The sequence below is a fragment of the Cytophaga sp. FL35 genome (assembly GCF_014349235.1).
Classification (GTDB): Bacteria; Bacteroidota; Bacteroidia; order Flavobacteriales; family Flavobacteriaceae; genus Euzebyella.
In genome coordinates this window covers 39,106-55,945 of the sequence record NZ_JACSOH010000021.1, presented here as the reverse complement: position 1 = coordinate 55,945, position 16,840 = coordinate 39,106, and the positions used below count along the sequence as shown (strand labels likewise).

Annotated in this window: 14 protein-coding genes; 1 reads left to right on the top strand and 13 read right to left on the bottom strand. The window is 38.8% G+C overall.

The genetic code is table 11. The features are described 5' to 3' along the window. Positions 1-28: 28 nt before the first annotated feature. Genes BIZ36_RS15560 through BIZ36_RS15550 form a run of 3 tightly spaced genes read right to left on the bottom strand, consistent with a single transcriptional unit; the run spans position 29 to position 2,643 of the window. On the bottom strand, positions 29-913 hold the full coding sequence (locus BIZ36_RS15560) for a dienelactone hydrolase family protein (RefSeq protein ID WP_187458818.1): 885 nt from the start codon (positions 911-913) through the stop codon (positions 29-31). A 12-nt stretch (positions 914-925) separates the two neighbouring features. Beyond that, positions 926-1,630 (bottom strand): LytR/AlgR family response regulator transcription factor, encoded by a 705-nt coding sequence (locus tag BIZ36_RS15555; protein ID WP_187458817.1) that lies wholly within the window; start codon positions 1,628-1,630, stop codon positions 926-928. 5 nt (positions 1,631-1,635) lie between these two features. Then, positions 1,636-2,643: a sensor histidine kinase gene (locus BIZ36_RS15550; RefSeq protein ID WP_187458816.1), complete on the bottom strand. Its 1,008-nt coding sequence runs from the start codon at positions 2,641-2,643 to the stop codon at positions 1,636-1,638. Positions 2,644-2,843: 200 nt separating this feature from the next. On the opposite strand from BIZ36_RS15550, the gene BIZ36_RS15545 reads away from it, so the two are divergent. After that, positions 2,844-5,255: a TonB-dependent receptor gene (locus BIZ36_RS15545; RefSeq protein WP_187458815.1), complete on the top strand. Its 2,412-nt coding sequence runs from the start codon at positions 2,844-2,846 to the stop codon at positions 5,253-5,255. Between the two features lie 74 nt (positions 5,256-5,329). On the opposite strand, the gene BIZ36_RS15540 is transcribed toward BIZ36_RS15545, so the two are convergent. The 10 genes from BIZ36_RS15540 to BIZ36_RS15495 form a co-directional block, all read right to left on the bottom strand. Then, positions 5,330-5,974: a response regulator gene (locus BIZ36_RS15540; RefSeq protein ID WP_187458814.1), complete on the bottom strand. Its 645-nt coding sequence runs from the start codon at positions 5,972-5,974 to the stop codon at positions 5,330-5,332. Between the two features lie 270 nt (positions 5,975-6,244). Continuing rightward, positions 6,245-8,170, bottom strand: a complete 1,926-nt coding sequence (locus BIZ36_RS15535; protein WP_187458813.1) for a tetratricopeptide repeat-containing sensor histidine kinase — start codon at positions 8,168-8,170, stop codon at positions 6,245-6,247. A gap of 50 nt (positions 8,171-8,220) precedes the next feature. Then, positions 8,221-8,709, bottom strand: coding sequence for a hypothetical protein (locus BIZ36_RS15530; RefSeq protein ID WP_187458812.1), 489 nt, complete (start codon positions 8,707-8,709; stop codon positions 8,221-8,223). 99 nt (positions 8,710-8,808) lie between these two features. Next, positions 8,809-9,789: a YpdA family putative bacillithiol disulfide reductase gene (locus BIZ36_RS15525; protein ID WP_187458811.1), complete on the bottom strand. Its 981-nt coding sequence runs from the start codon at positions 9,787-9,789 to the stop codon at positions 8,809-8,811. Beyond that, complete coding sequence (gene rpe / locus BIZ36_RS15520) at positions 9,768-10,448, bottom strand: ribulose-phosphate 3-epimerase (protein ID WP_187458810.1); 681 nt, start codon at positions 10,446-10,448, stop codon at positions 9,768-9,770. The genes BIZ36_RS15525 and rpe overlap by 22 nt, the downstream gene beginning before the upstream one ends. 340 nt (positions 10,449-10,788) lie before the next feature. Beyond that, positions 10,789-11,022, bottom strand: coding sequence for a VF530 family protein (locus BIZ36_RS15515; protein WP_187458809.1), 234 nt, complete (start codon positions 11,020-11,022; stop codon positions 10,789-10,791). A gap of 226 nt (positions 11,023-11,248) precedes the next feature. Beyond that, positions 11,249-12,112 carry a sigma-70 family RNA polymerase sigma factor gene (locus tag BIZ36_RS15510; protein WP_073180565.1) on the bottom strand — a complete coding sequence of 288 codons (864 nt, stop codon included), beginning with the start codon at positions 12,110-12,112 and terminating at the stop codon, positions 11,249-11,251. A 169-nt stretch (positions 12,113-12,281) separates the two neighbouring features. Then, on the bottom strand, positions 12,282-14,525 hold the full coding sequence (locus BIZ36_RS15505) for a polyribonucleotide nucleotidyltransferase (protein WP_187458808.1): 2,244 nt from the start codon (positions 14,523-14,525) through the stop codon (positions 12,282-12,284). Positions 14,526-14,713: 188 nt separating this feature from the next. Then, positions 14,714-14,983 carry a 30S ribosomal protein S15 gene (gene rpsO, locus BIZ36_RS15500; RefSeq protein ID WP_187458807.1) on the bottom strand — a complete coding sequence of 90 codons (270 nt, stop codon included), beginning with the start codon at positions 14,981-14,983 and terminating at the stop codon, positions 14,714-14,716. A gap of 128 nt (positions 14,984-15,111) precedes the next feature. After that, on the bottom strand, positions 15,112-16,830 hold the full coding sequence (locus BIZ36_RS15495; RefSeq protein WP_187458806.1) for a tetratricopeptide repeat protein: 1,719 nt from the start codon (positions 16,828-16,830) through the stop codon (positions 15,112-15,114). Positions 16,831-16,840: the final 10 nt, after the last annotated feature.

Below are 16,840 nucleotides of genomic sequence, written 5' to 3'. Positions count from 1 at the left end.
GTTTAGTTACTTCATTGGTGGATGTCACCTATTGCAGGTGTTTTTTAAAGAAATCAATGGTCCGTTCCCAGGCTAATTCTGCCGCTTCTTTATCATATCTTGGGGTAGATGTATTGTGAAAACCGTGGTTCACATCTGGGTAGGTGTATGCTACATACTCCTTATTATGCTCTTTTAACGCTTTTTCATAAGCGGGCCAGCCGGCATTTACCCTTTCATCCAAACCGGCAAATTGAAGCATTAGAGGAGCATTGATGTTTTCAATTTCCTCGGTAGGTTGACCGCCATAGAAGGGAACTGCCGCAGCCAAATCCTTTACTTTTACCGCCATCATATTTGATATCCACCCACCAAAACAAAAACCTACGACACCAATATTACCAGAACAATCCTTGTGGTTCTTTAAATAATTATAAGCGGCAATAAAATCTTCCAACATTTCATTGCGATTTCTTTTACGTTGCATTTCCCTACCTTCATCATCGTTTCCTGGATATCCTCCCAGGGGACTCAAGGCGTCCGGTGCCAATGTGATAAAACCTGATAAAGCGGCTCTCCTGGCAGTATCTTCAATATACGGATTAAGTCCCCTGTTTTCGTGTACTACGACAATACCACCCAGCTTACCCTCAAATTCTTTTGGTTTGGAAAGCAAGCCCTTAATTTTGCCTCCTCCGTTAGGAGAATTATAGCTAATAGTCTTGGAGTCAAGTTGGGGGTCGTTTTTAGGAACAAGAAGGGTATCCTTATAATTGGGCATTAAGAAACTCATCAAGGAGGCAACGGTAATGCCTCCTACGGCATAGAGCGATAGTTTTTCTAAAAATTCCCGTCTTTGCAGTTTGTTATGGGCGTAGTCATCATAGAGATCAAAAACCTCTTGTTGGATCTGTTCTTTTTTTAACGGTTTCATAGGGTGCTCTTTTTAGTTTAAAATTCGTTTTACAAATTCATCCTTATAGGCCCTGCCAATTGGGAGAATACTCCCATTGAGTAAGTAGACTTGATTGCCTACAAGTTTTTCAATCTTTTCCGTGTTGATAATATGGGATCGGTGTATGCGAAAGAATTGATCTGACGGAAGGGTATCTTCCCAGAATTTTAATGATTCACTGGAAAGGTGCTTTTTATGTTCGATGATGATTTCGGTATAATCGGCATCGGATTCAATATGAATGATATCGGCAATGACAACTTTTATATGTTCATATCCGGACTTGATATAGATTTCCTTGGGGTGCTCTTTGGTAGAAACAGCTACCGTATCCCCTTGGGGTGTAATTGTTTTGAGGCTTACCTTGGATACTGCTTTAACAAAACGTTGAAAAGAAAAAGGTTTCAATAAATAATCTACCACGTTAAACTCATAACTCTCTAAAGCGTAATCCGGAAAAGCTGTGGTAAGAATTACCTTTGGAGGATTTTGCATACTTTTTAAAAAATCAATTCCGGAAATTTTAGGAAGATGAATGTCCAAAAACATCAGGTCTATAGGTTCTTTTCCTATAAACTCCATGGCTTGTATGGCATCGGAAAAAACACCTCTTAGTTCCAATGCGCCCATATCATCAATGTATTTTTTTAAGATACGTTGAGCAGGCGGTTGATCTTCAATGATGATACATCGCATAGGGATTACATTTTTTCCAACTGCATGGTAAGGAATACTGCGAATTGGTTGTGAGTTTCCTTAATTTCAAGCTTATGTCTATCTGGGTATAACAGTTCCAATCTTTTTCTAACATTTTTTAACCCGATTCCTTTCGCCACGGTGTCCATACTGGTAACCTGTTCAAAATTATTTTTACAAATAAACGTCAAATGGTTGTCTTCCATGCTCACCTCAATATCTATCTCAATATCTTTAGACTGTCCAGATTGACTATGCTTAAATGCGTTTTCAATGAAAACTACCAGAATAAGAGGCGCAATTTTAAATCCGGAGTCCATGGTGCCTTCCGTAAAGTTTACCTTTCCCCTTTCTTCAATCTGTAATTTATATAGCTTTATAAAGTTACTAAGTTGTTCTATTTCTTTTTGTAGGGGTACAAGTTTTTCTTTACACTCATAAAGCATATACCTAAGAACACCGCTCATTTCAAGGATAATTTCAGGGGTTTTGGAAGATCCTTCCAAAGCGTAGGAATAGAGATTGTTCAGGTTGTTGAAAAGAAAGTGTGGATTTATTTGTGACTTTAAAAACTGCAGCTCGCTTTCCTGTACATAGTTTCTAAGCTTTTCTACTTCCTGTTGGCTACCAATGGCATCCCAGGCAAATTTAAATCCGGCTAAGATGGCCAAGACCGGTAGAATATCAAAAAACGCGTAGTAAATACCGGGGACAATACTTGCTCTTATCGTACCGGGAAAAAGTACCGTTTCAAGAAGTTCTTCAATCATTATAACGGTAAAAAAAACACATACGGCCAAACCTGTAAATGTCCCATATTTCTTTTTATAGAGATATTTGGGCATTAGGTAGTAGGTGATAATAACAGAAGCAACGGTATAGATAGCAAAAAACAGGAAATGGTCATAGGAAATGCCCGGATTGTTCCTGTCAAAAGAATAAAAAAGGAAAACAATAATATGAAGAATGGCTTGAAATAAAAGCTCTCCTCTTGTAATGAAAGATGTATTCATCTTATAAAACTAAAAATTTGCACCAAGTACTTCAAATGCAATATCCTAAACAACAAGTTTCTTACCCTTAACGACGCATAGCTGGCTCCAAGCCTAACATTTGTCGTTTACTGGTTTAGTTTGGTCGTTTACGGATTTGAATTTCAACATCCTATAATCCATTGCATATTTGACCTATTCAAATCAACAAGAAAATTACAATGATACCAGAAAATAAATTTTACCTCCCACTGTTGGCGGCCCTGTTACTTCTTGTAAGTCCTACCATCAGATCTCAAGAAGCACCTCCTATCACCATTAAAGGAAAAGTCATAGAACAGGGTAGTGGTATTCCAATTGCCTTTGCTACCGTTATGGTGGCAGATAGTGAAACTAAACAACCTATCACCGGAGGTACAACAGGAGATGATGGAGCCTTTAACATTGAAACTACAGCCGATAATTTTTATGTTGAGATAGGTTTTTTAGGATTTCAATCAAAAACCTTTGGACAACCGGCCACCCGAACTACCGTAATGGATTTGGGAGAGATCTTCTTGGCAGAGGATGCTGAGCAGCTACAGGAGGTGGTTGTTGAGGGAGAAATAAGCAGAACAGAATTTAAGTTGGACAAACGTGTGTTCAATGTTGGTAAAGACCTGAGCAGTACGGGTGCAAGCGCGTTGGAAGTGCTTAACAATGTGCCTTCCGTAAACGTGAATATTGAAGGTCAGGTTAGCCTAAGAGGTAGTCAAGGGGTGCAAATGCTCATCAACGGTAAGCCGTCGATTATAGCAAGTGAAGAAGGCAATGCCTTGGGAACTATTACCGCAGATATGATAGAGCGAGTGGAAGTTATTACCAATCCTTCTGCTAAATATGAGGCAGAGGGTACTTCTGGAATCATCAATATTGTATTAAAGAAAGAGGAACGCAAAGGACTCAATGGTTCCATCTCTGTAAACACAGGTACGCCTGCTGGTCATAGCGTTGGAGTAAGTCTCAACAGAAGAACAGAAAAATTCAATCTTTTCAGTCAGATCGGAGTGGGGGTACGGGATATACCTACCGAGGTGGAAAACAGAAATCTAAACTTAATAGATAATACTACCATTACTAGTATAGGCGATGAATATAGAAATGAAAACTACTATAATTTGGTATTGGGAACAGATTATCATATCAACGATATGAACGTGCTGACCCTATCGGGAAATTTTGCCCTTGAAATGGAGGACCAGCCTTCCACCACCAATTTTGCTGAATTTGATGCTGCTAATTCATTGGTTTCGCAGTGGGAACGTACGGAAGTAACCGATGCCAGAAACCCAAAATTTCAATATGAGCTTCAGTATAAGAAAAATTTTGATGAGGAAAATGATGAACATACTCTTCTATTTAGTGGTTTAGGTAACTTTTTTGGAAAAGATCAATCTTCAGAATTTAGCAATGCCACCGTTTCAGGAGAAAATAGGGATTTAAATCAGCAGACCAGAACTGATTTTAAGGAATCTGTCTTTACGTTTAAGTTGGATTATACCAATCCCTTAACTGATGAGATTACCATTGAAACGGGGGCGCAATATGTATTGAACGATGTGAGTAATGACTATGAGCTTAATAATTTGGTAAATGGAGCTTATGTAAATGACCCTGATCTAACTAATATTTTTGACTACCAACAAAATGTTTTGGGAGTATATAGTACAGGCTCCTACGAGGGTGAAAAATGGGGAGTGAAGGGCGGTCTCCGACTTGAGCATACAGATTTGAGTACCTTTTTGGCTACCACAGGGCAAGCAAATGACCAAGATTTTTTTAATCTCTTTCCTAGTGCACATACTTCCTATAAGTTCAGTAATAAAATTTCACTACAGGCAGGCTATTCCAAAAGGATCTATAGGCCAAGAATGTGGGATTTGAACCCTTTCTTTAATCCCAGGAACAACTTTTTTATAAGACAGGGGAATCCTGACCTACAACCAGAGTTTACAGATTCCTATGAAATTACCAGTATATACATTTTGGGGAAAGCTTCCTTAAACTTTGGGGTATACCACCGTTACACCAGTGACGTGATAGAAAGGGTATCAACCTTTGAAGATAACGTAACCACCGTTAGACCTGAAAATATAGGAACCAATAATTCCACGGGTATAGAGTTCAATGCTAAGTATAGTCCTTTAAATTGGTTGACCCTTAATGGGGATTTTAATTACAGCTCCTTTAGTAGGGATGGGGTTTTTAATGAGCAAGAATTTGACTTTTCTGGAGACCAATGGACTTCCAAGCTAATGACGAAAGTAAAGCTACCGGCTGATTTTGATTTAGAGATGACCGGAAATTACCAATCTAGTTATAGAACTGTTCAAAGTAAAGTGGCGGATATTCTTTTCATGGATATGGGAGTACGTAAGAACATAATGAAGGGTAAGGCGGTGCTAAACTTAAGTGTTAGGGATTTATTCGCTTCTAGAATAGATGAAAGTCTTTTGACCCAAACAAATAATGATCAAATAACCAATGAAGTCTTTAATAGAAGACTTCGAGGAAGGTTCATAGCATTAGGATTTAGCTACGGCTTTGGAAAAGGGGAGGCCATGCAATACTCAGGGCAGCGAAGAAGATTTTAACAGAAAATAGTTTGTTGGTTGGCCAAATGCGCTATTGGTTTTGTGACTTGATCCATGGCATTTGGCCTTTTTTGTTACCCTTTCAACAGGCCCATTTTAATGGCGTGTTTTGTAAGACCTGCAAGGTTTTTTACTTGTAATTTAGCGATTAGATTTTTCCTGTAGCTCTCAATCGTGTGTTTGCTAAGGAACAGGGAATCTGCTATTTCTTGAGTGGTGTATTCTTCCGCAATAAGCTTCAACACTTCTTTTTCCCTATCGGTAAGGTGAACCTCCTCATGCTTTCTATTTTCAAACATCGCATCCGTATAGGCCTTTTTAATTTCTGAAGAGAAGTATGTACCCCCTTTTAAAATTGTACGGATGGCTTGTAGTAGCTCATCCTTCTCCGCATTTTTAGGAACATATCCGTCCACATTATTTTTGATTAGTTGGTCTATCATACCGCCATCAATATGCATGCTTACCACCAAAGTTTTTAATGTGGGGTATTTATCTTTGACAATACTGTTCAGTTTTATACCATCTACCTCTGGCATTGTTAAGTCCGTAATCAATAAATGAATTTGTTGGGGCCCATTGATTTCCAAAAATTTCAATACTTGTGCTCCGTTTTTAAATGTGGTGGTCACATTCAGTTCATTGTCCTCGTGTAAGATACTCAAGAGACCGTCAATAAACATTTGGTGGTCATCGGCAATAATAATGTTAAAACTCATTTAGGGATAATTTTTTAGTTTTAAATAATGGATGATATGTAGGATTAGGGCTAAAGGAACCCCCGTGAAGATGAAAAATAAGTGTATACCCAGCGTTGTTAGACCGCAATCCATTGCAGCACTTTCTGGATAAACATAAAGGAATTACCCAAATGTAACCGGCAATGACCAAAAAAAGTAAGAATATCTTTGTGTACTTCATTCTCAGGAAATCGGAAAGGTGGTATCCAGAACCCTGTATTACTAGCATCAAGAGAAGCGCTATAACTTTCATGTAGTAGGAATATTTATCACGGTCACGGTGCCCCTGTTGATACTAGAATCTATTTGAAGTGAGCCGTTTAACTCTTCTACACGACTTTTTACATTTTCAAGACCGATACCATTTGTTGTGTTTTTGGCATCAAACCCAATTCCATTATCTTCAAATAAGAGCGACAATTCATTTTCAGTCAAGGTTAGATTGATGGATACTTGGTCTGCCTGTGCATGTTTAAGGGTATTGGTCATCAATTCTTGAATTATTTTATAAAGTTGCAGGTGTAGTGCATCTTTTAACGCGTTGATTTCTTCCTTTGGATATTTATGAAAACTCACTTTTAAATTACCGTTGATGGATATGGTATTGATATAATCCGAGATGAGTTCTGTAAATGGTTTTTCCTTGAATTTTTTGGGAATCAAAGTGTGGGAAATATTTCTCACCAACTGATAAGTTTCATCTAATTGCTGCTTGATAATATTCCAATTGTGTGTATTGTTTTCTGTTCCGGAAATTTGAAGTTTTATTCCCGCAAGATTACCTCCAATACTATCGTGTAATTCTTGTGCTATTCGCTTTCGTTCTTCGTCTTGGGCTTCAATGGATGCCTTTATGAGGTCCAGTTCCTGATCTTTCTTTAAGGCCTGTAATTTTTGAATATTGACTTCCTCTTTCTTTTTTGCAAGTTCTGTTTGTGCTTGTATCTTTTGATAGTAAACGTATAGTAATCCCAGTACGGGTATGAGTACCACAAGAAATCCTATAAGAATGGCATTTTTAATAGTTCGTTGGGCTTTGAGTTCCGCCTCCTTTAAAATCTGGTTTTCTTCCAACTCACTGATCTCCTTATCCTTTTCTAAGGTTTCATATTGTATTTCCAGTTCTTTAATCACCTTTTGCTGTTGTCTATGGGCAATCTGTTGGTTAATACCTGCCATTTGCGTCATTACTGCATAGGCATTGCTATAATCCTCCTTGGCATTGAAAACCCTTCTCTGTATGTCTAAAATTTCTCTTTGGTAATGAAGATTGTCTCTTTCAATAGCATTAAAATAGGCGACCGAAAGTGCCGCATTAGCGGCGTCAAAGTTCTTTTCGCGATAGAATAGTTCTCCCATGCGTATGGTTCCTTCAAAATAGATATTGAGAAACCCTTCTTGCATGCCCTTTTCGCGCGCGGTGTTATAAAGCTCAAAAGCTTTATCATATTGCTTATCCAATTCCGCTAAGGAACCTAACTTAAGTTCCAGGGCTAGCGCTTGTCTAGCATCCTCTTGTTCGTGTGCCCTCTGAAGCCCGGTTTTGTATATTTCCTGTGCTCTAGTATACTTTTTCTGTATATAATAGGCATCTCCTAAAAAAGTGATCGCTTTTGGTAGTAGGATTTGAAACTCACCAACTAAATCATCAGCAATGGATTCCAGAATTTCTATAGCCTTTTGTGGTTCTTGTTTAAGGTTATAGGTGTGGGCCAAACCTATTTTGTTTCTCAATAGAAACTCTTTTTGTACAGAGCTTTCGGCTTCCTTAATTCCTTGAATATGCCATTTAGTGGCATTGTCCAATAAACCGTTAAATCTACTTCCAATACCTAAAATGTAGTAGGCTTTTGAAAAATGTCTTGACTTGGCTAGGCTGTCTGCGTTCCAATGGCGTACCTCTCTGAGATACTTGTTCCCATATTGAATAATACTGTCTGAGTTGGCCTTATCTATATGATACCCGGCCAACTTCATAATAGCCAAAAATCTATTGGGGCCATATTCCGAGCCTTTTAGGGTCTGGTAATAGCGGTTCAAAGAAGTGTCACGCTCATTGGGTACCGTGGAAAAGCGTATTTGTTGATCCCCACTTTGATTTTGCGCGAATACTCCCTTTCCCAAAACTATGGTAAGGGAGAATATAAGTAAGATTTTTAATGTGCCTTTGTTCAATATGTTGATTTTGATAAGTAATCAGTTCATGAACATCTATTCGATGTATGTTAACCTGGTGTATAAATTCGATGTAAGTCATGACCTTCCATTTCAACCACTTTTTTGTCAATATATTTAATCAAATCGGGACAGTCATTTAAAAAATCACCGCAAATTACGGTTTTTGATTTTTTGTCGTGTTTTAATGTGACGATCATTTGGCTAGGGCAGGAAGTTCCGGTAGGATAATGGTCATCTAATTCCCAGAATCCTTCTGCTTCCAATTTTTTAAAGAACCCTATGGTTGGTAATGAGTCTAAATAGGTTTCTGTATAGTGATTGTATTTGGCATCCGCTTTCCGTTCAGAAGTATCTGGGGTATACCTTATTTTGTTCTTATATAGGTCAAACCTGTCTTTGTGGAAAGCGCCTCTTTTTACTATGAGATGATAACCATGGCCATCACTTGTGGTTTGGTAATTTTTTACAGAACGATTGTTACAATAAATAGCTACAACAAGGCAAACGGCTAACAACTTGGGGTATATGTATTTCATTTCTATAGGCTTTATGTTCACTACAAATGTGAAAATTTGAAGCGCCTAGAAATACACGTGATTCAGCCTTTTGTTTATCCCTGAAAACAGGGGGGCAAATTATTGATTGCTAATAACCTCATCCTTGAGTATAGATGATACAATCATTTGGGCATGCACCCTTGAGTTTTCAATAAACCATTTATGGGTTTCCATGCCCCCACAAATTACTCCAGCTAGATAAAGACCTCCAATATTGGTCTCCATGGTATCCGGATTGTATTTTGGTAGTTTCTTTTCATCGTTCGTGAGTTCGATTCCCACGGCCTCCAAAAATTTAAAGTTAGGTTTGTACCCCGTCAAAGCCAGCACAAAATCATTTTCTATTTCTTTTTCGCCCTCCGGGGTGTTCAAGACCAAGGAGTGGTCTCTTATTTCTTTTACTGTGGTATCATAATAAGCTTTAATACTACCTTCTTCTATGCGATTGATTATATCTGGCCTAACCCAATACTTTACGCGTTGACCCACTTCCGGACCTCTGATGATAAGAGAAACTTCCGATCCTTTTCGGTAGCATTCCAATGCGGCATCAATAGCGGAATTACTTGCTCCAATGACTGCTAATTTCTGACTTGCATAGAAATGAGGGTCGTTATAGTAGTGGGAAACTTTTGGTAAGTTTTCCCCGGGAACATCTATGGTATTTGGAATATCATAGAAGCCTGTGGCTATAATTACCTTGTCTGCCGTGTAGTTTTTTTTGTTAGTGGTAATGGAAAATTGTTCGTTTTGTTTTTCAACATGAGTTACTCTTTCAAATAGCCGAATGTTGAGGTTATTGGAGGTGACAATTCTCCTGTAATATTCCAAGGCTTCGTTCCGCTTAGGCTTGGCTTCCTTGCTAATAAAAGGAATGTTGTCAATCTCCAATTTTTCCGATGAAGAGAAAAACTGCATGTTTATAGGGTAATTGAAAAGGGAGTTGACTATGGGGCCTTTTTCGAGGATTACATAACTCAACCCTTTTTTTTGAGCTTCCAATCCACATGCAATACCTATAGGGCCTCCGCCAATAATTACAATTCGAAAATGCTCCATTTATCTGTTGCTGCTTTTAGGTCCTTAATAGTTTTTTTCGGCTCATCGCTCTTAAAGATGAAACTACCGGCCACCAGAACATCGGCACCCGCCTTAATAAGAGCCTTGGCGTTTTTGGCCGTAACACCACCATCTACCTCTACCACAGCCTTGGAATCGTTCATTTTAATAAGTTCCTTGGCGTCCGTTATTTTTTCATAACTGTTCTCTATAAAACTCTGACCACCAAAACCTGGATTTACGCTCATGATAAGCACCAAATCCAAATCTTTGATAATATTTTTAAGCAGGTTTACATTGGTATGTGGATTTAAGGCCACACCAGCCTTCATTCCCGCATCTTTTATGGCTTGAACAGTCCTATGCAAGTGCGTACATGCTTCATAATGTACGGTGAGGTAAGTAGCGCCTAAATCTGCAAATGTTTGTATGTACCTGTCCGGATCTACAATCATTAAATGAACATCCAAAGGTTTAGTGGCATGTTTGGCAATGGCTTTTATTACAGGCATTCCGTATGAAATGTTAGGTACGAAAATACCGTCCATAACATCTATATGGTGCCAATCTGCTTCGCTTTGGTTCACCATTTCTACGTCTCGCTGCAAATTGCCAAAATCCGCTGCGAGTAGGGAAGGGGCTATTTTAGATTTATTCATTGCGTACTGCTTCTATTCTTTTGCAAAAATAAGGAAATGGTATTTGTTGAGTTCTCTGTTTCCTTGTTTAGTTTTATATGATCATTGGAAATCAAAATTGTAACAATTCTAGTCTTCCAAAAGGTTAAATTCTTACTTTTTTAGGAAGCAGGAGGCGTAGACTCTTTTATAGAGATGGTGGGTAAATATTAGAGGGATTTGATTTGTTACAGTGCCGATATTCCAAATAGCTCTTTTTAATATTATTTTGAAAAGCTAAATTTCCTTGATTTAATCAAATCAGTATATAAATAAGGGTAGAAAACTCAAATTCGGTAGGGAAACAACCTTTGTTGGTAATTTAATTCTTTTCCTTTTTTATTGATGTTAGGTACAATCGCTCCACTTTTTCACGTGCCCAGGGAGTTTTTCGTAGGAATTTAAGGGAGGATTTTATAGAAGGATTATTTTTAAAGCTGTTAATGTTAATTAGCGAAGCCAATTCTTCCCATGTGTATTTCTGGGTAAGATACTCTAGAATTTCTGCCAATTTTACACCATGTAATGGATTATTTGGTTGAACATCTTTTTTCATGGTGATAGTGGGTATTTAACTTAGATGTAAAGCATGAAACTGTAAAGTTTTTTGACATACTTGAATAATGGCATAAAATGAAAAAACTCCGGTAATCAGCCGGAGTTTATTCATCAATCAAAAAACGAACAGTCATGATAAACTGTTGTTACTATCAAAATTACAACTAATATGCCAAATTTCCAATTTAAGGATAATTTAACGTGTAATTCAAAACGTGAATTTTTTAACCTAAATAGGTTTTAAGTATTTTACTTCTAGAAGTATGCTTCAATCTTCTAATCGCTTTTTCCTTGATTTGGCGAACTCTTTCTCTGGTAAGGTCAAAAGTTTCTCCAATTTCCTCTAAAGTCATGGAATGTTGTCCTGCCAATCCAAAATAAAGACGGATAACATCTGCTTCCCTAGGGGTCAAAGTTTCCAAGGCCCTTTCGATTTCCGTTCTTAAAGATTCGTGTAGAAGTTCCTTATCGGGATTTGGAGATTCACCACTTCTAAGTACGTCATAAAGATTGGAATCCTCACCGTCAATTAATGGGGCATCCATAGAAACGTGTCGACCTGAGTTTTTTAAGGATTGTTTTACATCCTCCACGGTCATGTCCAATTCCTTTGCAATCTCCTCTGCAGATGGAACTCGTTCGTGAGCTTGCTCCAAAAATGCAAATGTCTTGTTGATTTTGTTGATGGAACCAATCTTGTTCAGTGGCAAACGAACAATTCTTGACTGCTCTGCCAAAGCTTGTAAAATAGATTGTCTAATCCACCATACAGCATAAGAAATGAATTTAAAACCTCTGGTTTCATCAAATCTTTGAGCTGCTTTAATAAGACCTAAGTTACCTTCATTGATCAAATCAGGTAGGGTCAATCCTTGGTTTTGGTACTGCTTGGCAACGGATACTACGAATCTAAGGTTGGCTTTTGTAAGTTTTTCAAGAGCGATCTGGTCGCCTGCCTTGATTCGTTGTGCCAATTCTACCTCTTCATCTGCAGTAATCAAATCTACCTTGCCAATTTCTTGCAAGTACTTGTCCAAAGACGCCGTTTCACGGTTGGTTACCTGTTTTGTAATCTTAAGCTGTCTCATCTAAAATTTCCTTTCTGTTACGTGCGTTATGCATAGTTGCATATACTTATACGTAAAAAACATAGAAATGTTACATGAGGGTAAAAAAAACTTAAAATTTTAGCTAAATGGCATAAAAAAGCCTCGAAAGGAAAATTTCGAGGCTTTTAAATATTTAAAATACAGAGATTTAGTCCCTTCTAGGCTTTCGGTCCCTGTTATCTCTACCGCGATTGTTGTCCCTGCCACGATTGTTGTCCCTACCGCGATTACGGTCGTTGTTACTACGTGGAGGTCTTTCCTTATAACCTTCGGGTTTTGGAAGAAGGATTTTTCTTGAAACCTTGTCCTTCTTTGTACGCGAATCTATACCCATGTACTTAACATCAAAGACATCTCCCATGTTTACTACATCGCTCACATTTTCAGTGCGTTCCCAAGCCAATTCTGAAACGTGTAGTAATACCTCGTTTCCGGGCGCTTCCTGGTATTCTACCACGGCACCAAAATCTAGCATTTTGATTACTTTAACCTCATAAACGCTTCCTTCTTCAGGGGAGAACATCAAAGAATCAATTTTCCTCAACACTGCGTCTATACCATCTTGATTGGTACCAAGAATCTCAACGATTCCTTCTTCGGTAACAGGATCTTCATTGATAACAATGGTAGTATCCGTCTCTTTTTGAAGTTCTTGAATTACTTTACCGCCTGGTCCGATCAATGCTCCAATAAATTCATTAGGTATGATTCTGGTAACCATTTTAGGAGCGTGTGGTTTCACATCCCCGTTAGGAGTAGCAATAGTGTCAGTCAATTTCTCCAAGATATGTAGCCTACCGTCCCTTGCTTGATTAAGGGCATTGACCAAAATCTCATAAGAAAGACCCTTAACCTTAATATCCATTTGGCAAGCGGTAATACCGTCTGCTGTACCGGTTACTTTAAAATCCATATCGCCTAAGTGGTCTTCATCACCCAAAATATCAGACAGTACAGCGTATTTACCGCTATCAGTATCGGTGATCAATCCCATGGCGATTCCTGAAACAGGTTTCTTCAATTGAACACCTGCATCCATCATGGCCATAGTACCTGAACAAACGGTTGCCATGGAAGAGGAACCATTGGATTCCAATATTTCCGAAACAACTCTTACAGTGTATGGGCAATCTTCAGGAACCATTCCTTTCAAAGCTCTTTGCGCCAGGTTTCCGTGACCAACTTCCCTTCTAGAGGTACCTCTAATAGGTCTAGCTTCTCCTGTTGAGAAAGGAGGGAAATTATAATGAAGGTAAAAACGCTCTTCTCCTTCATAAGAAGGCATGTCTATCTGGTTGGCATCTCTAGAAGTTCCTAAAGTTACCGTTGCCAAAGCCTGTGTTTCTCCTCTTGTAAAGATGGCAGAACCGTGGGTAGAAGGAAGATAATCGACCTCACACCAGATTGGACGAATTTCATCTGTCTTACGCCCATCTAAACGTAAACCTTCGTTTAACGTTAGATCTCTAACAGCAGCTTTTTCAGCTTTGTAAAAATACTTGCTGATCAAACCATTATATTCCTCTTGTTCTTCTTCTGAGAAAGAAGCAATAACTTCTTCTTTAATAGCTTCAAAAGCCGCACTTCTTTCATGTTTGGCCGAGCCTGCCTTTGCAATGTCATACACTTTGTCATAGGTTAGACCGTGTACCTTTTTCTCGAGCTCTGCATCTTCTCTTTCTGGCTCGTACTCCCTAACTTCCTTTTTACCAAAAGCTTCGGCTAATTTTACTTGTGCCTCACATTGTACCTTAATGGCTTCATGAGCAAATTTGATGGCTTCCGTCATTTCCTCTTCGGAAATCTCTTTCATCTCACCCTCAACCATCATAACAGAATCGGCAGAAGCACCAATAACCATATCAATGTCGGATTCCTCTAATTGCTTAAAGGTAGGGTTAATGATCAATTCTCCATTGATTCTACCCACTCGCACTTCCGAAATTGGGCATTCAAACGGGAAATCTGAAAGTTGAATGGCTGCAGATGCGGCCAAACCAGCCATGGCATCAGGCATTACGTTTTCGTCATGAGACATTAATTGGATCATCACCTGTGTTTCCGAATGATAATCTTTTGGAAACAATGGGCGTAAAACGCGATCTACTAGTCGCATAGTAAGAACTTCCCCGTCACTTGGTCGTGCTTCTCTTTTAAAAAAACCGCCGGGATAACGTCCTGCAGCTGCAAATTTTTCCCTGTAATCTACAGTTAGGGGAAGAAAGTCTACATCAGAGGCCTTATAGTTGGAAACTACGGTACATAATAACATACATTTTCCCGAGCTCACCACCACGGAACCGTGCGCCTGCTTTGCTAATTTTCCGGTTTCGATAGTAATTTCCCTACCGTCACCAAGGTCTATGACCTCTTTAAATACTTTTGGAATCATAAATGTGATTTACGTTCGCATTTGCGCGAACTGTTAAACAATGGTCTTACCGGACAATTTAATAGGCCGGAGTTGTTGTGTTGTGTTGACCAATGAAAAACTATGTGAAGCTTTTTGAATTTGCCTCTAAGATAGAGGTCTTTATGTAAATAAAAAAGGGACTGAAAAAAATCAGTCCCTTTATAACTTTATTTTCTGATACCTAATTCTTTAATCAGTTCACGATATTTTACAATATCATTCTTGATCATATAATCTAGAAGACTTCTTCTTTTACCTACCAAACGAACCAAGGAACGCTCTGTATTATAGTCTTTTTGATTTCTTTTCAAGTGCTCGGTCAAGTGGTTGATCCTGTACGTGAACAATGCAATCTGACCTTCAGTAGAACCTGTGTTCTCTTCTTTGCCACCGTATTGCTTAAAAATTTCGGCTTTCTTTTCTTTGTCTAAATACATGCCAATATTGTTTTTAATGATTATTATGTATCCGATTGATTTTCAATCAGGGCGCAAAGATACTATTATTTAGTTATTCCATGATGAAAAATACAGTTTAATTGAAATACCTAGTATGAAGGCAATGGTTACCATATTCTAGAGGAGGATAATTCAATGTCCGCGGTGGCCCATATTTGTTTCAATAGGTTGTTTGTTTCTTGAATTTCTTTCTCAAACTGTAATGCTTTATAGGCCGTTTGCAGGCCGTGAAGTGCCCACCCATTTTTTGGGAACTTTTTTAGATCTTCCATGTAGGTAGCAATGGCATCCTCGTATTTCTTTCCTTCTAATTGCACAGCCCCTAGATGATGTCTTACTGAAAAAAACCAATCTGGGGGTTCATTATAATTGAGTTGGTCTTCAAGGGCTACAGCTTCCGAAAGTAATTCTATACTTCTTTCAAAGTTAAGTTCCTTTGCCCATATTTCAGCCTCTAAAATACGCTCTGCAATTTGAACCAAAACATCCACGGAATTAATGTCCCAAATGGTTACTTCCTTAAGTTCTGGGTCTATGGCCAAACTTTTTAATTTGTCAAGTTCCAATTTGGCTTTCTCAAGGTCATGGAGCCCTATGAATGCCATGCCGCGAGCATAATTTCTAATGGCGGCGGGATATTTTAAGCTAGGGTCCAAATCGGGTATTTTTAAAATTGCCTCCCATTCCGCAAACTTTACATTTATGTGGTAGGGAATGGTGTAAAAATGTTGAATAGTGCTCCAACCGGGTTCTTTCATTAATTGCAAATTGGCTTGGGAAGCTACTTTATTGGCTGCTTTCAAGGCTATTTTTTTATTCCCTTCCAAGGTGGCCGTTGCGGCCATAAAGTGATAGTTGTGCGGATATAGTGCTAAGGGGTAGGCCCCTTGGGCATTACAGGCAGAAACGTAAGAGCTATCTACTTTTACCGCTCTTAAATTGGATAGGGTGCCTTTGTGGTAATCTCCGGTTCTAATATAAATGTGTGAGGGCATATGAACTAAATGTCCTGCCCCGGGAACTAGGTCATCATCAAATGCTTGTGCACTGGACAGTGCTTTTTCTGGATTTTTTGACGCTTCTACGGCATGAATGTAAAAGTGGTGGGCGCCAGGGTGATCGGGGTTAATTTTTAGGGCGCTATTCAAATGTGAAATAATTTCAGATGTCCAAACCTTGGGGTCTCCATTACTCTCCCATAAATCCCATGGGTGTTGGTCCATGATGCTTTCGGCATAAAGTGATTGTATATTGGCATCATCTGGAAATTGCTTTAATAGTTTCCTCAGAGCTTCCGAATAGGCCCTGTCAAGATTTGATCGGTCTTCAGGGGGTTCTTTTGAATACCTTTTTGCCAAGGCATTAATAAGTCCTCTTTCTTTTTCAGTTATGGTTGAAGCAAGGTTTTTAGCTTGGTTTACAGCATCAAAAGCACGTAAATAGTTATCTGCCTCCATACCGGCATTATAGTTAGGGCCTAAAACATAGGCGTAACCCCAGTAGCCCATGGCAAATTGGGGGTCTAGCTTGGTGGCGTAATAGAAGGATCGTGCAGCTTCAGCATGGTTAAAGCCATAAGCTAACACCAAACCTTGGTTAAAATACACTTGGGCCAAGCTGTCCTTTGTACTTGTTGGGAAATGAAGCACATTGAGCCCATCAATAATAGGAGCTTTCTGATTTGTTTTATACCAATCTGCATCGGTTGTTAACGGTTTACATCCAATAGGCGCCTTTTGGGACAACTCTTTTTTTGGCTGTTTCTCACTTTTACAGGCTGAGAGGGTGAACAGGAAAACGATGGTAAATAAACAGGCCACTTTCATTTAAGGAAGA

What these genes read in the sequence shown, in the direction of transcription:
- BIZ36_RS15560 (WP_187458818.1), bottom strand. Translation starts at nt 913, where the DNA reads ATGAAACCGTTAAAAAAAGAACAGATCCAACAAGAGGTTTTTGATCTC.
- BIZ36_RS15495 (WP_187458806.1), bottom strand. Translation starts at nt 16,830, where the DNA reads ATGAAAGTGGCCTGTTTATTTACCATCGTTTTCCTGTTCACCCTCTCA.
- BIZ36_RS15550 (WP_187458816.1), bottom strand. Translation starts at nt 2,643, where the DNA reads ATGAATACATCTTTCATTACAAGAGGAGAGCTTTTATTTCAAGCCATT.
- rpsO (WP_187458807.1), bottom strand. Translation starts at nt 14,983, where the DNA reads ATGTATTTAGACAAAGAAAAGAAAGCCGAAATTTTTAAGCAATACGGT.
- BIZ36_RS15515 (WP_187458809.1), bottom strand. Translation starts at nt 11,022, where the DNA reads ATGAAAAAAGATGTTCAACCAAATAATCCATTACATGGTGTAAAATTG.
- rpe (WP_187458810.1), bottom strand. Translation starts at nt 10,448, where the DNA reads ATGAATAAATCTAAAATAGCCCCTTCCCTACTCGCAGCGGATTTTGGC.
- BIZ36_RS15530 (WP_187458812.1), bottom strand. Translation starts at nt 8,709, where the DNA reads ATGAAATACATATACCCCAAGTTGTTAGCCGTTTGCCTTGTTGTAGCT.
- BIZ36_RS15545 (WP_187458815.1), top strand. Translation starts at nt 2,844, where the DNA reads ATGATACCAGAAAATAAATTTTACCTCCCACTGTTGGCGGCCCTGTTA.
- BIZ36_RS15540 (WP_187458814.1), bottom strand. Translation starts at nt 5,974, where the DNA reads ATGAGTTTTAACATTATTATTGCCGATGACCACCAAATGTTTATTGAC.
- BIZ36_RS15555 (WP_187458817.1), bottom strand. Translation starts at nt 1,630, where the DNA reads ATGCGATGTATCATCATTGAAGATCAACCGCCTGCTCAACGTATCTTA.
- BIZ36_RS15510 (WP_073180565.1), bottom strand. Translation starts at nt 12,112, where the DNA reads ATGAGACAGCTTAAGATTACAAAACAGGTAACCAACCGTGAAACGGCG.
- BIZ36_RS15525 (WP_187458811.1), bottom strand. Translation starts at nt 9,789, where the DNA reads ATGGAGCATTTTCGAATTGTAATTATTGGCGGAGGCCCTATAGGTATT.
- BIZ36_RS15505 (WP_187458808.1), bottom strand. Translation starts at nt 14,525, where the DNA reads ATGATTCCAAAAGTATTTAAAGAGGTCATAGACCTTGGTGACGGTAGG.